The sequence below is a fragment of the Aeromonas sp. QDB34 genome (assembly GCF_027705405.1).
Lineage (GTDB): Bacteria > Pseudomonadota > Gammaproteobacteria > Enterobacterales > Aeromonadaceae > Aeromonas > Aeromonas hydrophila.
Genome location: NZ_JAPDBT010000013.1, coordinates 75,396 through 94,834 on the forward strand (window position 1 = coordinate 75,396; position 19,439 = coordinate 94,834).

Here is a 19,439-nt window from a genome sequence, read left to right on the forward strand (position 1 = left end):
CTCCCCTTTATACCACAAGCGTGACGCTTACAGACCGGCGGCGGAACGCAGCAGTTCGGCCTTGTCGGTCTGCTCCCACGGGAACTCGTTGCGACCGAAGTGACCGTAGGCGGCAGTGGCCTGGTAGATCGGGCGCTTCAGATCCAGCATCTGGATCAGGCCGTACGGGCGCAGTTCGAAGTGCTCGCGAACCAGCTTGACCAGCAGATCCTCGGCAACCTTGGCGGTACCGAAGGTTTCGACGCTGATGGAGGTCGGCTCGGCCACGCCGATGGCGTAGGAGATCTGAATTTCACAGCGATCGGCCAGACCGGCGGCGACGATGTTCTTGGCGACGTAGCGGGCGGCGTAGGCGGCGGAGCGGTCAACCTTGGACGGATCCTTGCCGGAGAAGGCGCCACCACCGTGACGAGCCATGCCGCCGTAGGTGTCGACGATGATCTTGCGACCGGTCAGACCGCAGTCACCCATCGGGCCGCCGATAACGAAACGGCCGGTCGGGTTGATGAAGTATTTGGTGTCCTTGTTGACCCACTCGGCCGGCAGCACCGGCTTGATGATCTCTTCGCGTACCGCTTCCACCAGATCCTTGTGGCTGATGGATTCGGCGTGCTGGGTAGAGAGCACCACGGCGTCCACACCGATGATCTTGCCGGCGTCGTCGTAGGCGAAGGTCAGCTGGCTCTTGGCATCCGGACGCAGCCACGGCAGGGTGCCGTTCTTGCGCACTTCAGCCTGACGCTTCACCAGCAGGTGAGAGTAGGTGATGGGGGCCGGCATCAGCACGTCGGTTTCGTTGGTGGCGTAGCCGAACATCAGGCCCTGGTCGCCCGCGCCCTGTTCCAGCGGATCACTGCGGTCAACGCCCTGGTTGATGTCCGGGGACTGCTTGCCGATGGCGTTCAGCACGGCGCAGGAGTCGGCGTCGAAGCCCATGTCGGAGTGGGTGTAGCCGATGTCGCGCACGGTGTCGCGCACGATCTGCTCGATGTCTACCCAGGCGGTGGTGGTTACTTCACCGGCCACCATGACCATGCCGGTCTTGACCAGGGTCTCGCAGGCGACACGGGCCTTGGTGTCTTGCTTGAGGATGGCGTCCAGGACCGCATCGGAGATCTGGTCCGCAATCTTGTCGGGATGGCCTTCGGAGACCGACTCGGAAGTAAACAGCTTTGCCATGATGGGATTCTCAGCTTGTCTGGGGTTATCGCCGCAGCAATAACCGGGTGATGATAGGATGATTGTAGAGGTATCTACATCTGGACGTCCATTTTAGTTAGCGCCCCCCTCGATTGCCAGCACTATTTTGGTTTTACCGCCCTCTGGCCGAACAAGATCCGCGCTTTACCCCATTTGGGGTGTAAAGCGGTTACGGCTCAATCGTTTGCCCTGTCAAGAAAAGCGATTGAGCTCCCAAAGCCACTTTATTCGCCCAGATAATATTTGCACGCCGCGCCCCCTGCTGGGACAATAACGCGCCTTAATCTTGGCCATCAAATGAAGCAATCGCAGGAGATACAGATGCCTTCTCGTAAAGAGCTTGCCAATGCCATTCGCGCATTGAGTATGGATGCCGTTCAAAAAGCCAACTCCGGTCACCCGGGCGCCCCCATGGGAATGGCGGATATCGCCGAAGTGTTGTGGCGCAGCCACCTCAAACATAACCCGAACAACCCCAAGTGGGCCGACCGCGACCGTTTCATTCTCTCCAACGGCCACGGCTCCATGCTGCTGTACTCCCTGCTGCACCTCTCCGGTTATGACCTCTCCATCGACGATCTGAAAAACTTCCGCCAGCTGCACTCTCGCACCCCGGGTCACCCGGAGTACGGTTACGCGCCGGGCGTTGAAACCACTACCGGTCCGCTGGGCCAGGGCATCACCAATGCCGTCGGCATGGCGATCGCCGAGAAGGCCATGGCCGAGCAGTTCAACCAGCCGGGTCACGACATCGTTGACCACTACACCTACGCCTTCATGGGCGACGGCTGCCTGATGGAAGGTATCTCCCACGAAGCCTGCTCCCTGGCCGGTACCCTGCAACTGGGCAAACTGATCGCGTTCTGGGATGACAACGGCATCTCCATCGACGGTCACGTGGAAGGCTGGTTCACCGACGACACCGTCAAGCGCTTCGAAGCCTACGGCTGGCACGTGATTGCCGCCGTTGACGGCCACAGCCCGGAAGCGATCAACGCTGCCATCGAAGCCGCCAAGGCCGAGACCGGCAAGCCGACCCTGATCTGCTGCCGCACCATCATCGGTTACGGTTCCCCGAACAAGTCCGGTTCCCACGACTGCCACGGCTCACCGCTGGGCAACGACGAGATCGCCGCCGCCCGTGCCTTCCTGAAGTGGGACCACGCGCCGTTCGTTATCCCGTCCGACATCGCTGCCGAGTGGAACGGTCAGGAGAAGGGCGCCAAACTGGAAGCCGACTGGGCTGCCAAGTTCGCCGCCTATGAAGCTGCTCACCCGACCCTGGCTGCCGAATTCAAGCGCCGTACCGCTGGCGAGCTGCCGGCCAACTGGGCCGCTGAATCCGCCAAGATCATCGAAACCCTGCAAGCCAACCCGGCCAAGATCGCGACCCGCAAAGCCTCCCAGAACTCGCTGGAAGCCTTCGGCAAGCTGCTGCCGGAGTTCATGGGTGGTTCTGCCGACCTGGCGCCGTCCAACCTGACCATGTGGTCCGGTTCCAAGTCCCTGACCAACGACGATGCCTCCGGCAACTACATCCACTACGGTGTACGCGAGTTCGGCATGTCCGCCATCATGAACGGTATCGCCCTGCACGGTGGTTTCATCCCCTACGGCGCCACCTTCCTGATGTTCATGGAATACGCCCGCAACGCCCTGCGCATGGCCGCCCTGATGAAGCAGCGTGCCATCTTCGTTTATACCCACGACTCCATCGGTCTGGGTGAAGATGGCCCGACTCACCAGCCGGTCGAGCAGATCGCCTCCCTGCGTCTGACCCCGAACATGAGCACCTGGCGTCCGTGTGACCAGGTTGAATCCGCCATCGCCTGGAAGCACGCCATCGAGCGTACCGACGGCCCGACTGCGCTGATCTTCTCTCGTCAGAACCTGGCCCAGATGGACCGCAGCGCCCAGCAACTGGCCGATACCGCCAAGGGTGGCTACGTGCTGAAGGATTGCGCTGGCAAGCCTGAGCTGATCCTGATCGCCACCGGTTCCGAAGTGGAACTGGCCGTTGCCGCCTATGAGCAGCTGACTGCCAAGGGCCGTGCCGTGCGCGTGGTCTCCATGCCGGCCACCGACGTGTTCGATGCCCAGTCTGCCGAGTACAAAGAGTCCGTCCTGCCGGCCTCCGTCACCAAGCGTGTGGCCATCGAAGCCGGCATCGCCGACTACTGGTACAAGTACGTCGGTTTCGGCGGCAAGATCATCGGTATGACCACCTTCGGTGAGTCCGCACCGGCCGAGCTGCTGTTCAAGGAATTCGGCTTTACCGTGGAAAACGTGGTTGCGACTGCTGAATCCCTGTAATCGCTGAATATTGGGTCAAGCTGACTCAATAGCCGGAACGGTAAAACGCCCTCCATCGCAAGATGGGGGGCGTTTTTTATGGCTGCTTGGGGATGGCGAAATAGCGTGTGAGCCGATACGGGAGGTATTCAGATCGATTACTTGATCAATCTCGCTTTTTCTTTTGAATTTGCTTTCAAGTTTGGCGTCATACGATACCATGTTGGGCGGCTTACCCCGTCATTACAAGGCATAAACCAATATTCGGTAGCGTCCATTGAACAAGCCTGGTTGGCAACGTTCGGGCTATTTGATGGTTGCTGGCTGCTTGGTGTCATGCAGCAGGGTTGTCGGGATGGTGGTCAGTTTCTCATGAAGAGTTCTTGATTATAAAAATGTCATGTGACGTATATCTGAAATGGAGTTTCCCATGTCTTGTTCCATTGTCATCAATCAGTCAGCACAGAAACTACAAGTAAATAAGGACAGCTACGATCTGGGAAGAATATCGAACGTACAGGTTCGGGTCCTTTCCTGGAAAGATAAAATACTCAATATGATTATGTTGGGAGCCATTGCTTCCAGTTTACTGTTCATATTTGTGCCAACGGATGCACAAGGTCAGGTTATTACGTGGATTCTTCCTGCTATCGCATTTTTGATTGGTGCATGTCTGGCACTGGTGATAAGTACCAAGTATGAGTTTCGGTTGGAGTTCAGGCATTCTGATGAGGTAGGAGTGCAATGGTTCACGGCTGCCAAGAGTCGAGCCGAGGGTGACTTTACATTGTTCAAACAGTGGGAAGCTGAACTGAAGCACCATATTCGATAGCGTGTTATTGGCCCGCAAGGTTCGATTAGCGAAGCCTCATCGAACGTTCGCGCATCTGCGTCGATGCCATAAAAATAATATCCCTTCCTGTTACCAAAAAAGAGACCGGCCATTAGCCGGTCTCTTTTTATTATTTAAAACAAATCTTACGCCTGCGGCGGGGTACTTTCCGCATTGGACATCACCGCATCAATCTGCACCAGGGCGCCGGCGGGCAGCTCGCTCACGCCAATCACGGTGCGGGCGGGCAGATAGGCCGGGAAGTATTTGGTGTAGATGGCATCCACGTCCGCCAGATCCGCGATGTTCTTCACCTGGATATTGACCTTGACGATATCGTCCATCACGTGGCCGATGCTCTCGACGATGGTCTTGATATGGCCGAGGCACTGGGCGGTCTGCTCCTTGACACAACCGGTCAGGATCCTGCCGGTGGCCAGATCAACCGGCAGCTGGCCGGTGATATGGTTGTAGTGGGAGAAGGCGACGGTCTGGGTGTGCAGGGGGCTGCGCGGCGCCTTGTCGGTATTGCGGGCGCTGATCACCAGATTGTGTCTGTCTTCCACCAGCTGTGGCGGGGTGCCGTCACCGTGGGAGATGACCGCATCCATCTGCACCCGGGCGCCGAGCGGCAGGGCGGAGGCCACGATCACGCTGCGCGCCGGCAGGTAGGCGACGGCACGGGCAATGGCGGAGTCCGGGAAGAAGGTGGTGTAGACCTCGTTGACGGCGTCCAGATCGGCCAGGCTGGTCAGATAGACGGTGACCTTGACGATATCGTCAAACGGCACATCGATGCTCTCCAGCACGTGCTTGATGTTGCGCAGGCACTGGCCAGCCTGCTGCTGGATACCACCGGCGACCAGCTGGCCCGACGCGGCATCGACCGGCAGCTGGGCACCGATATTGTTGTAGTGGGAGAAGGCGACGGTATGGGTCGAGAGCGGATCCTGCGGCGCCTTGTCGCTGTTGCGGGAGAGCTTCAGCAGCGGGCAGGGGGCCTGCGGGAAGGTGCCTTCGCCGTTGGAGATGAGCGCGTCCATCTGCACGGCGGCGCCGAGCGGCAGACCGGCCACCGCCAGCACGGTGCGGGTCGGCAGCAGGTGGGGGAAGAACTCGCCATAGACGGCGTTGACCGCGTCGAGATCGGCAATCTCTTTGAGAAATACCGTGATTTTGACCACGTCATCCATCACATGATCGATGCTCTCGACGATGGCCTTGATATTGGTGAGGCACTGTCTGGCCTGCGCCTTGATATCCCCTGCGATTAGTGCGCCCGTTTTCGGGTCGACCGGCAGCTGGGCGGAGATATTGTTGTAGTGGGAGAACGCCACGCTCTGGGTGCTGGGGCTCAGATCCTGCGGTGCATTGGCGGTATTTCTGGCTGACTTGATGATGGTACCACTCATGGCGATACTCCTTTTTCGTTTTTGATGTAGGGTCAGGCCGCGTTGATCTTCCCTGGCCGAATGCGTCACGCAGGGCGATACCCATGATGGCGGCAACAGTTGCCCGTTCCCGCCGCAGGGCGACGGGGCAAGGGACCATGGTCATCACTGTGTAAAGCCTTGTGCCGGTGCCGCCGGCGCGTGCAAACGGATAAGGGAGAAATAAATCGGCTTGATGATTCAGACGGGAGGATTCTAGGGGGCGTTCGCCAGCGGATGCAAACCGGGATCCGGTTTCTATGAGGTGGCTCAACAGAGTGAAATATATTCACTTTGCTATTCAATGCATGACCAGAATGACCAATAAAGGTGATGGCGCTCCCACTTTTTGCCATGCAGGCGGCTGATGGCGCCTTTATTAGCGCCGATTCAGGTTACCAGCTGTAAATCCCAGGTTAATAATTCTGACCAACTTGCAGGATATTATCCCGGTTTTGCATAGCTATTTATTTTTCAGCCTGGTGAAGGGCTTTTCATAAGGCCAAAAATATGCCTGAAGTGAGCCGAAAGAGAGCCATTGAAATAACATTCAGCCCATCTGCATGGCAGTAAGCTGGGGTGGCAGGAGCGGATGGAAATGAGGGGCGCCATTCACTGCCGGATGCGGCAACCAGGCGGGCAGGACGCCACCCTGCATATGCCATATATTTTCAGCGCTGCGAACAGGGCCTGGCTGCGTGGGCGCCGTGCGTCAGCGCCCTGTCAGAGGGAAGGGCGCTGCGCATTTACCCGGCCCCTGGCAGCCAATACTGTGTGAGCGAGTCAACCCATGATGGAGAGAGTCCCATGACCGAGAAGCTGATTGACGACAAGCAACCGACCCCGGATCCGGCGGAGCAGAATGCCTTTTTCCCTTCCCCCTATTCATTGAGCCAGTTCACTTCGCGCAAGTCGGATCTGGCGGGGGCCGATTATCCCGCCCCCTATCGCGGTGGCCGCTGGAAGATCCTGCTGATCGGGGCCGATGAGCGCTATCTGCCCACCGACAACGGCACCCTGTTCTCTACCGGCAACCACCCGGTGGAAACCCTGCTGCCCATGTATCACCTCGACAAGGCGGGCTTTGCCTTTGAAGTGGCTACTCTGTCGGGCAATCCGGTCAAGTTCGAGTGGTGGGCCATGCCGACGGAGGATGAGGCGGTGGTGGGGCTCTATGGCAAATATCAGGGGCAGTTTCGCCAGCCCGCCAAACTGGCGGATCTGCTGGCCCAGGTGCAGGCCCCCGATTCGGACTACCTCGGCGTGTTTATTCCCGGCGGGCACGGTGCCCTGATGGGGCTGCCCGAGAGCGCCGAGGTCAAGGCGCTGCTGGAGTGGGCGATGGCCCACGAGCGTTTCATCATCACCCTCTGCCACGGGCCGGCGGCCTTGCTGGCGGTAGCCAATCCGCACACCTTCGCCGGCTACCGGATCTGCGCCTTCCCCGATGCGCTGGATGAGCAGACGCCGGCGATCGGCTACATGCCGAGCCGGCTCACCTGGAAGTTTGGCGAGCGGCTCAAGGGGATGGGGTTTGAGATCGTCAACAGCGGCATCTCGGGGGAGGTGTGCCGGGATCGCAATCTGCTGACCGGTGACAGCCCGCTGGCTGGCAATTCGCTCGGCAAGCTGGCCGCCACTACCCTGCTGGGGGCGGTGAGCCGCCAATAGCGTCACGCCCTGGCAAGAGGGGCTGGCAGAACAGGCAGGAAATCAGGCAAGAAATAAAACTGCAGGGCCGTCTCGTGACGGCCCTGCTCTATTGGGTCAGACGGCGCCTTGGAGACCGGGTATGGCTCAGGCGGGATAAAGGGCACCCAGTATCGCCGGGCGGCTGGCACCGGTGACGGCCGGCAGGTTGCCGGGTTGGCGGTGAATAAAGCGCTGCGCCAGCCAGGCAAACGCCGCGCCTTCCATCCAGTCGGGAGCGATCCCCAGCTCGGCCGTGTTGGCGATGCGCCAGCCGGGCAGCAGGCTGGCCAGCTCCGCCAGCAGCGGGGCGTTATGGGCGCCGCCGCCGCAGACATACAGCTCGGGCCGGCTCTGCGCATCCGCCAGTGTGGGCAGCTGGCGGGCGATGCTGTGGCAGGTGAGCGCCTGCAGGGTACGCTGCACATCCGCCGGGGCATGGGCGTGGCCGGCGAGCTCGCCATCGAGCCAGTCGAGGGTAAACATCTCCCGCCCGGTGCTCTTGGGGTGGGGGGCAGTAAAGTAGGGGTGAGCCAGCAACTGCTCCAGCAGTGCAGGGATAAGCTGGCCGCTGACCGCCCACTGGCCGCCGGCATCGTAACCGGCCCCCTGGGGGTGATGGCGGCGATACCAGCCGTCGAGCAGGGTATTGGCCGGGCCGGTATCAAAGCCATAGACGCCGTCTGCCTGACCCGGCAGCACCGAAATATTGGCGATGCCACCGAGGTTGAGCACCACCCGCAGGGCGCCGGGGCGGGCAAAGAAAGCCTGATGGAAGGCGGGCACCAGCGGCGCCCCCTGGCCGCCGAGGGCCATGTCCATGGTGCGAAAGTCGGCCACCACATCGATGCCGGTCAGCGCCGCCAGCAGGGCCGCGTTGCCGATCTGCAGGGTAAAGCCGAGCTGGGGGCGGTGGCGGATGGTCTGGCCGTGGCTGCCGAGGGCGCGAATATCTTTGGGAGTCAGCCCCGCTTTGGCCAGCAGGGCGTGGGTGGCGGCGGCAAACTCGCGGGCGACCAGGTTGTCGGCGACCCCCATGCGGTCGATCTCGTTGTCGCCCGGGGTGCAGAGGGCGTGCAGCTCGTGCGCGGTGGGCCAGGGGTGGCTGAAGGCAGCCTCGACCCGCAGTTCATCCCCCTCGATCAGCACCAGCACGGCATCGATACCGTCCATGCTGGTACCGGACATCAAGCCTATATAACGCTCGCTCATGACTGCTCCTTGTGGGTCAATTGCCGCCGTTGGCCCGCTTGTTCTGGGCCAGCTGCAGCTCCGGGCTGTCCAGCTTGGCCAGCTGGGGCATGGCCTGCGCCTTGAAGTTGGCCAGCGCCCGTCCGCTCAGCGTCTCCGCCTGTGGCAGGTTGAGGGTGCGCGGGTTCTTGTGCACGCCGCCCACCACGAACTCATAGTGCAGGTGTGGCCCGGTGACCCGTCCGGTCCCCCCCAGATTGCCGATGGTCTGGCCCTGCTTCACGCGCTGCCCCTTGTTGACGGTGCGCTTGGAGAGGTGCAGGTACTTGGTCACGTAGTTGCCGGCGTGCTTGATGAAGACGTAGTTGCCGTTGAACTGGTTGTAGCCGGCGGCCACCACGCTGCCTGAGCCCGCCGCCATGATGGGGGTGCCCACCGGCGCCACGTAGTCGATGCCGTTGTGGGGGCGCACCTTGCCGGTGACCGGGTGCAGCCGGCGCGGATTGAAGTTGGAGCTGATGTATTTGAAGTTGACCGGCGCGCGCAGGAAGCTCTTGCGCATCGCCTTGCCATCCGGGGTGTAGTAGTTGCCGTCCTCGTTCAGCACGGCGCGATAGGTGGCACCCTGGTTGACGAACTCGGCGGCCAGGATGTCGCCGGAGGCAACCCGCTCGTCATCCTGGTACTTCTCTTCGTAGACCACCCGGAAGCTGTCGCCCGGCTGCAGGTCCTGGGCGAAGTCGATGTCCCAACCGAAGATGGCGGCCAAGTCCATGATCTGATCCTCGGTCATGCCGGCGTCGACGGCGGCGCCCCAGAAGCTGGAGCGGATCTCGCCCTTGGCCACCTGTTCGCGGGTGTCGAGTTCGAGTTTGACCGGTCTGGCCACGAAGCTGTCGGCCTTGCGGCTCACCTTGAGCGCCTGCTCCAGGCTGTGGGGGTAGTAGAGGCTGTGCAGCTCGCCGCCCTTGGTGAGCTTGAAGGTGAGCTCCTGGCCTGGCTTGAGCAGGCGCAGGGTATCCGTGCCCTCGAGCTGGTCGATGAGGTGCAGATCCGTGGTGCTGAGGCCGAGGCGCTGGAAGATGACCCCCATGTTGTCGCCGCTGCGTACCTTCACCTGCTTGGTGATGTAGCTCGGCTTGGGGGGGGTGACGGGCTTGGCTTCGGCCAGCAGCGCCTCCTCGTCGACCTGCTGCTCCATGGCCAGCTCGTTGCCGTTGTCATCGACCCGGGTGGCGACCGCCTGTTCGCTGGGCCAGGCCGCCAGCATCATCACCATGATGCTCAGGATCAGCACCATCTTGCGGTGCCAGTGAGGGAGAGAGTTGAAGGCGTGCCAAATGACCATGAGAAGCAGACGAAGTTGAGCCGGGAAGAATGTCGGAGTTTACCGCCTTTCCAATTGGCCCGCCATTCCAGTAATATGTCTGGCCCTGTGGAATCGTGATTGGAGAGTCAAAAAATGTCCCAGCTCGAGGTGGCGCTAGCCGAGATCAAGCGCGGAGCGGAAGAAATTCTGGTGGAAGAAGAACTGGTCGCCAAGTTGAAGGAAGGGCGCCCGCTGCGCATCAAGTTGGGGATGGACCCGACGGCTCCCGACATTCATCTGGGTCATACCGTGATCCTCAACAAGCTGAAGACCTTCCAGGATCTGGGCCATGAAGTGATCCTGCTGATCGGTGACTTCACCGCCATGGTGGGTGACCCCTCCGGCAAGAACGCCACCCGTCCGCCGCTCTCCGAAGAGGCCATCAAGCACAACGCCCTCACCTATGCCGAGCAGGCGTTCAAGATCCTCGATCCCGCCAAGACCCGCATCGAGTACAACTCGACCTGGCTGAGCGAGCTGGGCGCGACCGGCATGATCAAGCTGGCGGCCAAGCAGACCGTGGCCCGCATGATGGAGCGCGATGACTTCAAGAAGCGCTACAGCAACGGCCAGTCCATCGCCATTCACGAATTCCTCTATCCGCTGCTGCAAGGCTATGACTCGGTCGCGCTGAAGGCGGACGTCGAGCTGGGCGGTACCGATCAGAAGTTCAACCTGCTGATGGGCCGCGAGCTGCAAAAAGATGCCGGCATGGCGACCCAGTGCGTGCTGATGATGCCGCTCTTGGTGGGCCTGGACGGCGTCAAGAAGATGTCCAAGTCCGCTGCCAACTACATCGGCGTGCACGACGCCCCGGGCGAGATGTTCGGCAAGATCATGTCCATCACCGACGATCTGATGTGGAATTACTACGAGCTGCTCTCCTTCCGTCCGCTGGCTGAAATTGAAGAGTTCAAGGCGGGCATCGCCGCCGGTACCCTCAACCCGCGTGACGTGAAGATCTGGCTGGCCAAAGAGATCATCGCCCGTTATCACGACGAAGCGGCAGCCGAAGCGGCCCACGAAGACTTCACCCAGCGCTTCTCCAAGAACGCCATTCCGGACGAAATGCCGGAAGTCGAGCTGGCACTGGAAGGCGAAGGGCTGGCCATCGCCAACCTGCTCAAAGACGCCGATCTGGTGGCCACCACTTCCGAAGCGCTGCGGATGATCAAGCAGGGCGCGGTCAAGGTTGATGGCGAGAAGCTGGACGATGGCAAGGCACTCATCGGTGCCGGCACCGCCGTCTATCAGGTCGGCAAGCGCAAGTTTGCCCGGGTGACCGTCAAGTAAGTCGCCAGCCCCTGGTACCACTATAAGAAAGGCCTCCCTTGCGGAGGCCTTTTTGTTGGGTCATTGACCGGGTCGGTTGGGATCAACCCTCGGTTTTCAGGAAGTTGCGATAGAGCATGTAGAGGTGGGCCGAGCTCCAGCTGAAGTTGCTGGCCCCCTGCATGGCGCCGGTCTCCGGGTTGTAGTTCTCGCGGATTGGGCCGCTGCCCGCTAGCCCCTCGGCGTTGGCAAACAGCTTGTTGACGAGCTGTTGGGCATCGCTGCGATAGCCGTAGTTCTCCAGCCCCTTCACCCCGAAGTAGAACTGATCCAGCCAGACCCGGCCGCGCCAGTAGATGTCGGGGTCGTAGGCCGGGTTGGTCAGCGCCGCCGTGCCGAGCGGCACCTTGGTGTTGAACTCCTGGGCATTGAGCATCACCTCGCGCACCCGCGCCGCCTTCTCCTTGTCTGCCACCTCGGCCCAGAGCGGGCTCCATCCTTCCGGGCCGCGGCCGCGGGCGGTCAACAGCTTGCCGACGCAGCCGTTGGCGTCGGGCAGATCCCCCTGGGCTATCTGGCGGTCGTAATAGAAGCCGGAGGCCTCATCGAACAGGCAACTGTTGATATAGCCGGCCAGCTGGGTCGCCCCTTCGCGGTAGCGGCTCGCCTCGTCCGGCTTGCCGAGCAGCTCGGCCATGTCGGCCAGGATGCGTTTCTCCTTGGCGAGGAAGGCGTTGAGCTCCACCGACTCCTGATCGATGGAGAAGCCGATGAGGCTGCCGTCGTCCTGATGGTTTTCGAAGAAGAAGACGTTCCAGTCCTGGCGCGCCTTGGCCATGTCGCCGCCATAGGTCTTGTCGGCATAGCGCTTGAGCTGAGCCGGCTCGATAAAGCCGAAGCGGGCGGCGTTGTCCATGCCGGACTCCCAGCCGGCGCCGTGCTGGGCGCCGATATCCATGTCGGCGTAGCCGCCAACGCTCAATACCTGCTGATAGAGCGCCATGCCGGCGCAGCCATACCAGCCATCTCCTTCATTGGTACAGCTCGACAGATCCAGCCCGACCGGTGCCCCCGTCGGGTACTGCACCTTGAAGGTGATGTTGCCGAACTCGTCGTTGTGCTCGACGTGGCGGGTGGCGCCATATTCGATGATGCCGTTGCGGTTGTTGTCCCGCGCCCGATACCACCAGTCGTGATAGGCCTGGATCTTCGGATACATCTCGGCGATGAAGGCCTTGTCCTGGGTGGCGCTGTAGATCTCCCAGATGGCCCAGGCGGAGAGGGGCGGCTTGGTGTCGCGCTCGTTCCAGTTGCCGCCGTCGCCACCGCGATCGGCGAGCTTGTTGTAGAAGACGGCGTCGATCACCATGCCGGCATCCTGCGGCCGGACCGGGTCATCGGCCTGGATCTGGTAGTCATACATGGCGCGCACGTTGTTCTTGGCCACTTCCGGGTTGAAGTGGGCCATGGCGTAGGCGTGCTTCCAGCTGTCCCAGGCCCAGACCCCGTCGAACCAGCGGGCGGTGTTGGAGGGGGTCACTCCGTCGTGCAGGATGGCGCCGGCCGGTGAGCGCCAGTTGCCGTTGAGGGTCTCCATCGCCTTGACCGCGATGCGCCGCTCCGATTCCGGGATCCCCTGATTGGAGAGGCCGCGCGCCAGGTAATCCTCCCAGCGGCGGATGGAGTCGTCGAAATGGCTGGCGGGGTCGGCCAGCAGCGCCTGGCGGCTCTGCTCGAAACGACTCGCTTCAGCACTGCTGTGGACATAGCTCTGCAGGGTGTAGATATCCTGCTGGCCCTTGGCGGCCAGGGTGAGGCTGGCCTCGCTCACGTAGCCGAGCCCCTGCTCGTCGAGGGTGGTGCGACTCGGCAGGGTGCGATCGATGCGGTAGCTGGCGCTGCCGCTTTGCATGATGTTCCAGGTGCTGCGCAGTTTGCCGAACTGGAATGCCACGCCGCGCTCGGTCTGGCTGATGGTGCGGGTCCAGGCGGGGTACTGCTCGGCGACCGTCTTGTTGGCATCCCACTGGTTGAGCAGCTCCCCCTGCCAGTTGAGCTTGAGGGTGAGGGGGGCGTCAGTGTGGTTGATGAGGCGTGTGCGAACCAGCGCAGTACGGGCATCGCCGTAGCGCAGCTCCAGCTCCAGGGTGAAGGGTTCGAATTCGAAGCGCTGCACCAGCGCCCCCGGGATGGCGTACAGCGCCTGCTTGCTGGCGCTGGTGAGCGGGAAGGCGCGGCCGCTCTCGTCGCTCAGGGTCAGCTTGTCCAACTCGCTGGCGAAGAACAGGCTGTACTCCTCGGCGATGACCATGGGGCCGGTAAAGCCGCCCCACTCGCTGTCGCTGGCGGGCAGCAGGAAGCCGTGCCAGGCACCGAGATCGAGCAGCGGGTTGTATTTGAGGTTGGCGTAGCTGTCAAAGTCACGGAACTGGAGCGGGGTGCCGCTGCGGTCGATCACGTTCTGATACTGGTTCGCCAGGGTGGCGCTGGGGGCGGTCGGGCTGCTGGAGTCATTGCCGTTACAGGCAGTGAGGCCGAACAGGGCGACGCTCAGGGTGACGGACAGTAAACTTTTACGAAACATCTCTCGCTCCAATGACAGTTTTTGTAGGTTAATGAAGGTGTTTTTTAGTGATTGTTTTAGTGAAAGCGTTTGCGAGAGCCATTATAGGGCGATTTTGAGGGGATTATTGGCGCTGTGTCACAGTGCGGGAGGGGCTGGTGTGAGCCGGATCACCCGGTTACACGAGGTTACATAGCTTGGTATTTTAGTAACTATTTACTTGTCTGGCGGCAGCCAGCGAGAGAGAGGAGGGGCAGGTGCGCAGGTATTGATAGGGGGTCAGGCCGAACTCCTGCTTGAAGCGGGCGGCAAAGCGGCTGGGTGAGTCGTAGCCACAGGCCAGGGCCGTCTCCAGCGGTGCCAGACCCTGCTGCAGCAGGGTGAGGGCGTGGCTCATGCGCACCTGGGTCAGCAGCTGGCGAAAGCTGCGCCCCTCGGCGGCCAACTTGCGCGCCATGGAGGCGCGGCTCATGGCGAAGTGCGGTGCGACCCCCTCCAGGGTGTGATCGGCGTCCGGCTCCACCCCAAGGTAGCGGGCCAGCCGCTCGCCGAGGGTCATGGTATGGGCGGGAAACAGCAGGTCGAGCCCGCCGGCGGCCTGCAGCTCGGCATAGAAGCCCTGCAGCAGCTGGGCCTGGGTGGCCTCATGGAGTCGCCGATCCGCCATGGAGCAGACCAGCTCGAAACAGAAGGCCAGCGCCGGACTGACCGCCAGGCGCGGCTCCCTGAGCGGGCCGGCCTGGGCGGCGCTGAGCCATTCGACGGGGGGCGGGGTCAGCAGGGTCAGCGCGCGGGAGCGAAACTTGCCCTGCTCCGGCTGGTTGACGAAGGTGAGCTGGTGACCGGCCGGGATCAGCAGCCAGCTCGCCTGATCGAATGCCAAACGCTTCTCCTGCCACCACAACTGCTTGTGACCCTGCTCCACCCAGATGATGGTGGGGGCGTAGATGAGCACCCGGTGCAGCGGCTGCTGGCGGATCCCGAGATAGTGGTGCAGTTGCAGCAGCGGCGTGCTCATCCGGCTGGCTCCTAGGGGGTGACGAAGGTGGCGGTCAGGGTGGCCTTGCCAAGGGCCATGCTATTGAGCATGTAGCCTACCATGGCGGGCGGGGTGTCTGCCTTCACCTCCAGGGCCTGGGGCAGGGCCCAGGCGGTGAACTGGTAGCGGTGCATGCCGTGGCCGGCGGGCGGGCAGGGGCCGCCGTAACCCTGGCTGCCAAAGTCGGTCTTAAGCTCCAGCCCCTGCTTGAGCTTGCCGGAGGCGTTGCTCGGTAGCTCGCTCTGACTGGCCGGCAGGTTCACCACCAGCCAGTGCCACCAGCCGCTGCCGGTGGGCGCGTCCGGGTCATAGGCGGTGATGGCGACGCTCTTGGTGCCGGCCGGCAGGTCCTGCCAGCTCAGCTGGGGCGAGCGGTTGTCGCCGCTGCAGCCAAAGCCGTTGAAGCTGAAGGCCTTGTCCATCAGCTGGCCTTCGTGGATGTCGCTGCTCTTTAGGGTCATGGCACTGGCGGGCAGGGCCGCCACGCACAGCAGGGAGAGCAGGGTGGTACGCTTGGCAATCTTCATGGTGAGGCTCCTCGGTGGATGATGGGATCAGTCTAGCGAAGAGGGGGAAGAGGTGAGTGACCCAACCACTCAATATGGCCTGTTCGCTGCCATGATATGAGTCGTTGTGTTGATTGCTGGTGAAGGCTACGAAAGCGGGTGGCGCGCCCGGGCATAAAAAAACCGGCATCCTGGATGCCGGTTTTTTACTGTGCTGACAGCTGATCGCGCGACTTAGCGCAGGATCATCTCGTCACGGCCCGGGCCGACGGAGACCATCGGCACCGGTACGCCCAGCAGCTCTTCGATACGCAGTACGTACTGCTGGGCCGCTTTAGGCAGCTCTTCGAAGGTGCGGCAACCGGTGATGTCTTCGCTCCAGCTTTCCATCACTTCGTAAACCGGCTTCAGACCGGCAGTTTGCGGCCAGATCGGGTTCTCGGTGTGGGCACCTTCGTAGGCGACGCAGATCTTCAGATCCGGCAGACCGGTCAGGCAGTCCAGCTTGGTCAGCGCCACTTCGTTGGCAGCCTGCAGCTCGACACCGTTCTTGGTGGCAACGGCGTCGAAGTAGCCGACGTCACGGGGACGACCGGTGGTGGCGCCGAACTCGTTGGCGATCTTGCGGAACTCGTCCTGGTTCTCCATGGCGGTCAGCAGGGTGCCGGTACCGACGGAGGTGCTGAACGCCTTGGCGACGGCGATGACGCGCTCGGGACGCAGACCCGGCAGGCCGCCACCGATGCCGGCATAGGCGCCGGAAACGTGGGAGGAGGTCACCCAGGGGTATTCGCCGTAGATCAGGTCACGGCCGGCGCCCAGCTGGGCTTCGAACAGCAGGGTCTTGCCTTCAGCCTGCAGCGCTTTGAGCGGCATGCTGACGTTGCAGACGGAGTCGATCCAGGGTGCGGACACTTCCAGCAGCCAGTCGGCCATCTCCTGGGCGGTCTGGTTGAATTCGAAGGTCGGGTAGAGCGCTTTGAGCTGCGGCAGTTTCCAGTCGAGGAAGAATTGAATGCGCTCGACCAGTACTTCCGGCTGCTTCAGCCAGCCCACCAGGATCGCTTTCTTCATGACGCGATCGCCATAGGCGGGAGCGATGCCCTGACGGGTGGAACCGTAGGCGCCGTCACCCAGGCGCTGCTCTTCCAGGGTATCTTCCATGGCGTGCAGCGGCAGGCAGAGGGTGGCGCGATCAGAGATGGCCAGCTTGGGAGTGACGCCGGAGGCTTTCACTTCGTCCAGCTCGACGGTCAGTTTCTCGGGGCTGATCACCATGCCAGGGCCGAGTACGACCAGGCAATCCGGGTTGAACACACCGCTCGGAACCTGGTGCAGCTTGAAGGTGCCAAGGTCGTTGACGACGGTATGGCCGGCGTTGTTGCCGCCCTGGAAGCGAATGCTGGCGCCTGCTTGGCCTGCCAGATAATCCACGATGCGGCCTTTGCCTTCATCACCCCAGTTGGCACCTACGACTACGATAGACGACATGACTCTTTCTCCTAAGACGTTAGGCGATCATCCTAGGAGGCTCAGTAGGATTAGAAAAATTAATTATCTTTATAATTCCGATAAGAGAGTCATATAATTGCGGTGAATTTATCGACAAACCGCCCCGCTGCCATGCCGGCATCCCCCTCAGGGACCCAATTTGGCCGTGGCGGCACAAGAGGATCCCCATGCTGGATATTCACTGGCTGCACACCTTCGTCACCCTGGCCCGGCTGCAGCACTTCGGCCAGACCGCCACCGAACTGCACATGACCCAGCCCAATGTGAGCCTGCACCTCAAGAATCTGGAGCAGGCCACCCGGGTCAAACTCATCGAGCGCAGTCCGTTTCGGCTGACCCAGGCCGGCGAGCGGCTGCTGCAAAGCGCCGAGCGCGCCATCGCCGAGCTGCAGCTCTGCCAGTCCGATCTCAACGCCCTCAACCAGCTGAGTCAGGGGACGCTGGCCATCGCCGCCAGCGACATCATCTCGCGCCTGCTGCTCATTCAACCCTTTCAGCGCTTCAAGCAGGAGTTCCCCGGCATCGACCTCACCCTGTTCAACACCACTTCGGATCAGGCTGCTGAGCTGGTCAAGGCGGGCAAGGCGGATCTGGGCTTCGTGATGGCGCAAAAGCGCAGCGAGCCGCTGTTCTACACCGAGTTGCAGCAGGTGACCTGGTGCGCGCTGGGCCACGGTCTCGCTCGTTGGCAGGCACGGGCGAAGGCGGGGGAGAGCGATCCCCTCGACGAGCCGACCCTGATCCTGCTGGGCCACGACACCCGCACCCGGGCGCTTATCGACCCCTCTTTGCCGCTGCTCGGTCTGCCTAGCTGTCGCATCATGGAAGTAGGCAGCGTGGACGCCCAGCTCGACTGGGCCGAGGCGGGTTTCGGGGTGGCCATAGTGCCGGACTTCTCGATTCACCCGCGGCTCAAGCTGACTGCCCCGGTGACCCGGCTCACCGATTTCCCCGGTACCAGCCTTGGCTATGTGGTGCGCCAGAACCAAGTGCTGTCGCGCGCCATCAAGCAACTGCTGCACTGGGTGGAGCAGGAGATCCAGCGCCCGCAGCCGTTGCCGGACGCCAGGGCGTGAGCCCACCCAATATCGAAACAAAAAGAGGCCACCCTTGGGTGGCCTCTGTCGTTGTGGCTGTTTGGCGGTCTTACTTGGCTGGCACGCCGTCCCCGGTCGGTGAGGCGGTGCTCGGTGCGGCCGGTGCCGGTACTGTCGATGCCGGTTCGGCGGGCGCCGGCGAGGCGGGTTGTTCCCCGCTCATCACGGCAGAGGGGCTTGGCGCGGCCGTGCCCGTCAGCTTGCCGCCCTGCTCCACGGCGGCCCCTTCGAGCACGTTACTCGCGCCCGGCTCGGTAGTTGTGGCTGCCGAGGGGGTCGGCAGCAGGGCGCCAGGGGTCTGTCCGGACGAGGTGGCGGGCGTACCTTCCGGGGAGGGGGCGCCCGTTTCACCGGCAGGTTGTGCCGTGTTTTCACCAGCGGGGTGTTCCACTTCGGTGGGCTGCGCCGCTGAGGTTGCCAGGGCTTCCGAGGTGGCCGGAGCCGGGCTCAGGGCTTCGGGCAGCAGGGCGGGGGCGGGCGGGGCATCCGCCATGCCGGCGTGGCGCGGTACTTCCGCCTCGCCCTGCATCCCCTCCAGGGTGAGGGCGGTGAGGGCCGGATGGAGGCGGGTGAATTGCTTGAGTCGCCCGCTCAGCACGTCGCGCACGGTGCGCACCTCGCCCTCGGGCAGGCTGGCCAGCGCCACCAGCTCGGCGGTGACGGCGAAGGTGTTGACGCCGCTAGGCTGGCCCGGGTAGAGGTTGGCGCCGATGCGGCTGCGCTGATAGTAGGGATGCTGTTTGAGCAGCGCGTCGACCTGCTCCCCTTCGATGGGGATGAGGCGCGCCTTGCAGCGGCCGGTAAGATCGCCGATGGCCTGATTGGGGTGGCCCGCCACCACGAAGGCAGCGTCCAGGGTGCCGTCACAGAGCCCCTCCAGCCGGTTGTTGGCCGCGGCGGGGATGACGGGGGCAAAGCTCTTGGCCTGCCAGCCCATGGCATCGAGCAGGGCCTGGCTGGTGATGTGCTCGCCGGAGCCCGGGTTGCCCAGATCGACCCGCTTGCCCTCGATGTCGGCCAGGGTGTTGATGCTGCTGTTGGCGCTGGCGAGCAGGGTCAGCGACTCCTGATGAAGCCGATAGAGGCTGCGCAGCTGGTCGTCCGGCGCCTGACCCATGAAGGGGCCGGTGCTGTGGGCGGCGTGGTGCACCACATCGGACTGCACCAGCGCCAGCTGCACTTTCCCTTGATGCAGCGCCTTCAGGTTGGCAAGGGAGCCGGAGGTGCTCTGCACCGAGCAGTGCAGGCCATGGCTGGCCGTCTCTTCATTGAGCAGCCGGCAAATGGCGCCACCGGTCGGGTAGTAGACGCCGTTGAGGGGCCCAGTACCGATGGTGAGATAGGCAGGCGTGGCTGCCTGCAGGGGCAGCGCCAGGGCCGCTGCCAGCCAGGGCAGGGTGCGGCGAAGCAGAGTCGGCAGAGGGTGCAAGGCTGGTTGGGGCATAGT

The 19,439-nt window shown here is 62.5% G+C and carries 14 protein-coding genes; 5 read left to right on the forward strand and 9 right to left on the reverse strand.

The window, feature by feature from the left end; translation table 11 throughout:
• Nucleotides 1-27 precede the first annotated feature (27 nt).
• Complete coding sequence (gene metK / locus OKC29_RS16635) at nucleotides 28-1,179, reverse strand: methionine adenosyltransferase (protein ID WP_011706910.1); 1,152 nt, start codon at nucleotides 1,177-1,179, stop codon at nucleotides 28-30.
• A gap of 342 nt (nucleotides 1,180-1,521) precedes the next feature.
• On the opposite strand from metK, the gene tkt reads away from it, so the two are divergent.
• Both tkt and OKC29_RS16645 read left to right on the forward strand, forming a co-directional pair.
• Nucleotides 1,522-3,513 carry a transketolase gene (tkt, locus tag OKC29_RS16640; protein WP_016351585.1) on the forward strand — a complete coding sequence of 664 codons (1,992 nt, stop codon included), beginning with the start codon at nucleotides 1,522-1,524 and terminating at the stop codon, nucleotides 3,511-3,513.
• Nucleotides 3,514-3,922: 409 nt separating this feature from the next.
• Nucleotides 3,923-4,324, forward strand: coding sequence for a hypothetical protein (locus OKC29_RS16645; RefSeq protein ID WP_024945982.1), 402 nt, complete (start codon nucleotides 3,923-3,925; stop codon nucleotides 4,322-4,324).
• A gap of 146 nt (nucleotides 4,325-4,470) precedes the next feature.
• Here OKC29_RS16645 and OKC29_RS16650 read toward each other — a convergent pair whose 3' ends face one another.
• The gene (locus tag OKC29_RS16650) at nucleotides 4,471-5,736 is read right to left on the reverse strand and encodes a RidA family protein (RefSeq protein ID WP_073351196.1); all 1,266 of its coding nucleotides are present in this window, start codon (nucleotides 5,734-5,736) and stop codon (nucleotides 4,471-4,473) included.
• A gap of 825 nt (nucleotides 5,737-6,561) precedes the next feature.
• Between OKC29_RS16650 and hchA the strand changes: the two genes are divergently transcribed.
• Complete coding sequence (gene hchA / locus OKC29_RS16655; protein ID WP_073351195.1) at nucleotides 6,562-7,425, forward strand: glyoxalase III HchA; 864 nt, start codon at nucleotides 6,562-6,564, stop codon at nucleotides 7,423-7,425.
• Nucleotides 7,426-7,551: 126 nt separating this feature from the next.
• Here hchA and OKC29_RS16660 read toward each other — a convergent pair whose 3' ends face one another.
• Nucleotides 7,552-8,655: an anhydro-N-acetylmuramic acid kinase gene (locus tag OKC29_RS16660; protein WP_073351193.1), complete on the reverse strand. Its 1,104-nt coding sequence runs from the start codon at nucleotides 8,653-8,655 to the stop codon at nucleotides 7,552-7,554.
• Between the two features lie 16 nt (nucleotides 8,656-8,671).
• A complete protein-coding gene (locus tag OKC29_RS16665; RefSeq protein ID WP_073351191.1) occupies nucleotides 8,672-9,982 on the reverse strand; it encodes a peptidoglycan DD-metalloendopeptidase family protein in 1,311 nt (436 codons plus the stop codon).
• A gap of 114 nt (nucleotides 9,983-10,096) precedes the next feature.
• Between OKC29_RS16665 and tyrS the strand changes: the two genes are divergently transcribed.
• Nucleotides 10,097-11,296: a tyrosine--tRNA ligase gene (tyrS, locus tag OKC29_RS16670; protein ID WP_005303305.1), complete on the forward strand. Its 1,200-nt coding sequence runs from the start codon at nucleotides 10,097-10,099 to the stop codon at nucleotides 11,294-11,296.
• Between the two features lie 82 nt (nucleotides 11,297-11,378).
• On the opposite strand, the gene ygjK is transcribed toward tyrS, so the two are convergent.
• The 4 genes from ygjK to OKC29_RS16690 form a co-directional block, all read right to left on the reverse strand.
• Entirely contained in the window at nucleotides 11,379-13,859 is a 2,481-nt protein-coding gene (ygjK, locus tag OKC29_RS16675) for an alpha-glucosidase (protein ID WP_073351189.1), read from the reverse strand.
• Between the two features lie 184 nt (nucleotides 13,860-14,043).
• Entirely contained in the window at nucleotides 14,044-14,856 is an 813-nt protein-coding gene (locus OKC29_RS16680) for a helix-turn-helix transcriptional regulator (RefSeq protein WP_073351187.1), read from the reverse strand.
• Between the two features lie 11 nt (nucleotides 14,857-14,867).
• Nucleotides 14,868-15,404, reverse strand: coding sequence for a YbhB/YbcL family Raf kinase inhibitor-like protein (locus tag OKC29_RS16685; protein ID WP_041216398.1), 537 nt, complete (start codon nucleotides 15,402-15,404; stop codon nucleotides 14,868-14,870).
• Nucleotides 15,405-15,617: 213 nt separating this feature from the next.
• The gene (locus tag OKC29_RS16690; protein ID WP_073351185.1) at nucleotides 15,618-16,874 is read right to left on the reverse strand and encodes an adenylosuccinate synthetase; all 1,257 of its coding nucleotides are present in this window, start codon (nucleotides 16,872-16,874) and stop codon (nucleotides 15,618-15,620) included.
• 188 nt (nucleotides 16,875-17,062) lie between these two features.
• Between OKC29_RS16690 and OKC29_RS16695 the strand changes: the two genes are divergently transcribed.
• On the forward strand, nucleotides 17,063-17,971 hold the full coding sequence (locus OKC29_RS16695) for a LysR family transcriptional regulator (protein ID WP_011706900.1): 909 nt from the start codon (nucleotides 17,063-17,065) through the stop codon (nucleotides 17,969-17,971).
• 70 nt (nucleotides 17,972-18,041) lie between these two features.
• Here the strand turns inward: OKC29_RS16695 and OKC29_RS16700 are convergent, their stop codons facing one another.
• A complete protein-coding gene (locus OKC29_RS16700; protein WP_162275752.1) occupies nucleotides 18,042-19,436 on the reverse strand; it encodes a TAXI family TRAP transporter solute-binding subunit in 1,395 nt (464 codons plus the stop codon).
• Nucleotides 19,437-19,439: the final 3 nt, after the last annotated feature.

Coding starts and splice junctions, on each gene's coding strand:
- metK (WP_011706910.1), bottom strand. CDS start 1,179: ATGGCAAAGCTGTTTACTTCCGAGTCGGTCTCCGAAGGCCATCCCGAC.
- tkt (WP_016351585.1), top strand. CDS start 1,522: ATGCCTTCTCGTAAAGAGCTTGCCAATGCCATTCGCGCATTGAGTATG.
- OKC29_RS16645 (WP_024945982.1), top strand. CDS start 3,923: ATGTCTTGTTCCATTGTCATCAATCAGTCAGCACAGAAACTACAAGTA.
- OKC29_RS16650 (WP_073351196.1), bottom strand. CDS start 5,736: ATGAGTGGTACCATCATCAAGTCAGCCAGAAATACCGCCAATGCACCG.
- hchA (WP_073351195.1), top strand. CDS start 6,562: ATGACCGAGAAGCTGATTGACGACAAGCAACCGACCCCGGATCCGGCG.
- OKC29_RS16660 (WP_073351193.1), bottom strand. CDS start 8,655: ATGAGCGAGCGTTATATAGGCTTGATGTCCGGTACCAGCATGGACGGT.
- OKC29_RS16665 (WP_073351191.1), bottom strand. CDS start 9,982: ATGGTCATTTGGCACGCCTTCAACTCTCTCCCTCACTGGCACCGCAAG.
- tyrS (WP_005303305.1), top strand. CDS start 10,097: ATGTCCCAGCTCGAGGTGGCGCTAGCCGAGATCAAGCGCGGAGCGGAA.
- ygjK (WP_073351189.1), bottom strand. CDS start 13,859: ATGTTTCGTAAAAGTTTACTGTCCGTCACCCTGAGCGTCGCCCTGTTC.
- OKC29_RS16680 (WP_073351187.1), bottom strand. CDS start 14,856: ATGAGCACGCCGCTGCTGCAACTGCACCACTATCTCGGGATCCGCCAG.
- OKC29_RS16685 (WP_041216398.1), bottom strand. CDS start 15,404: ATGAAGATTGCCAAGCGTACCACCCTGCTCTCCCTGCTGTGCGTGGCG.
- OKC29_RS16690 (WP_073351185.1), bottom strand. CDS start 16,874: ATGTCGTCTATCGTAGTCGTAGGTGCCAACTGGGGTGATGAAGGCAAA.
- OKC29_RS16695 (WP_011706900.1), top strand. CDS start 17,063: ATGCTGGATATTCACTGGCTGCACACCTTCGTCACCCTGGCCCGGCTG.
- OKC29_RS16700 (WP_162275752.1), bottom strand. CDS start 19,436: ATGCCCCAACCAGCCTTGCACCCTCTGCCGACTCTGCTTCGCCGCACC.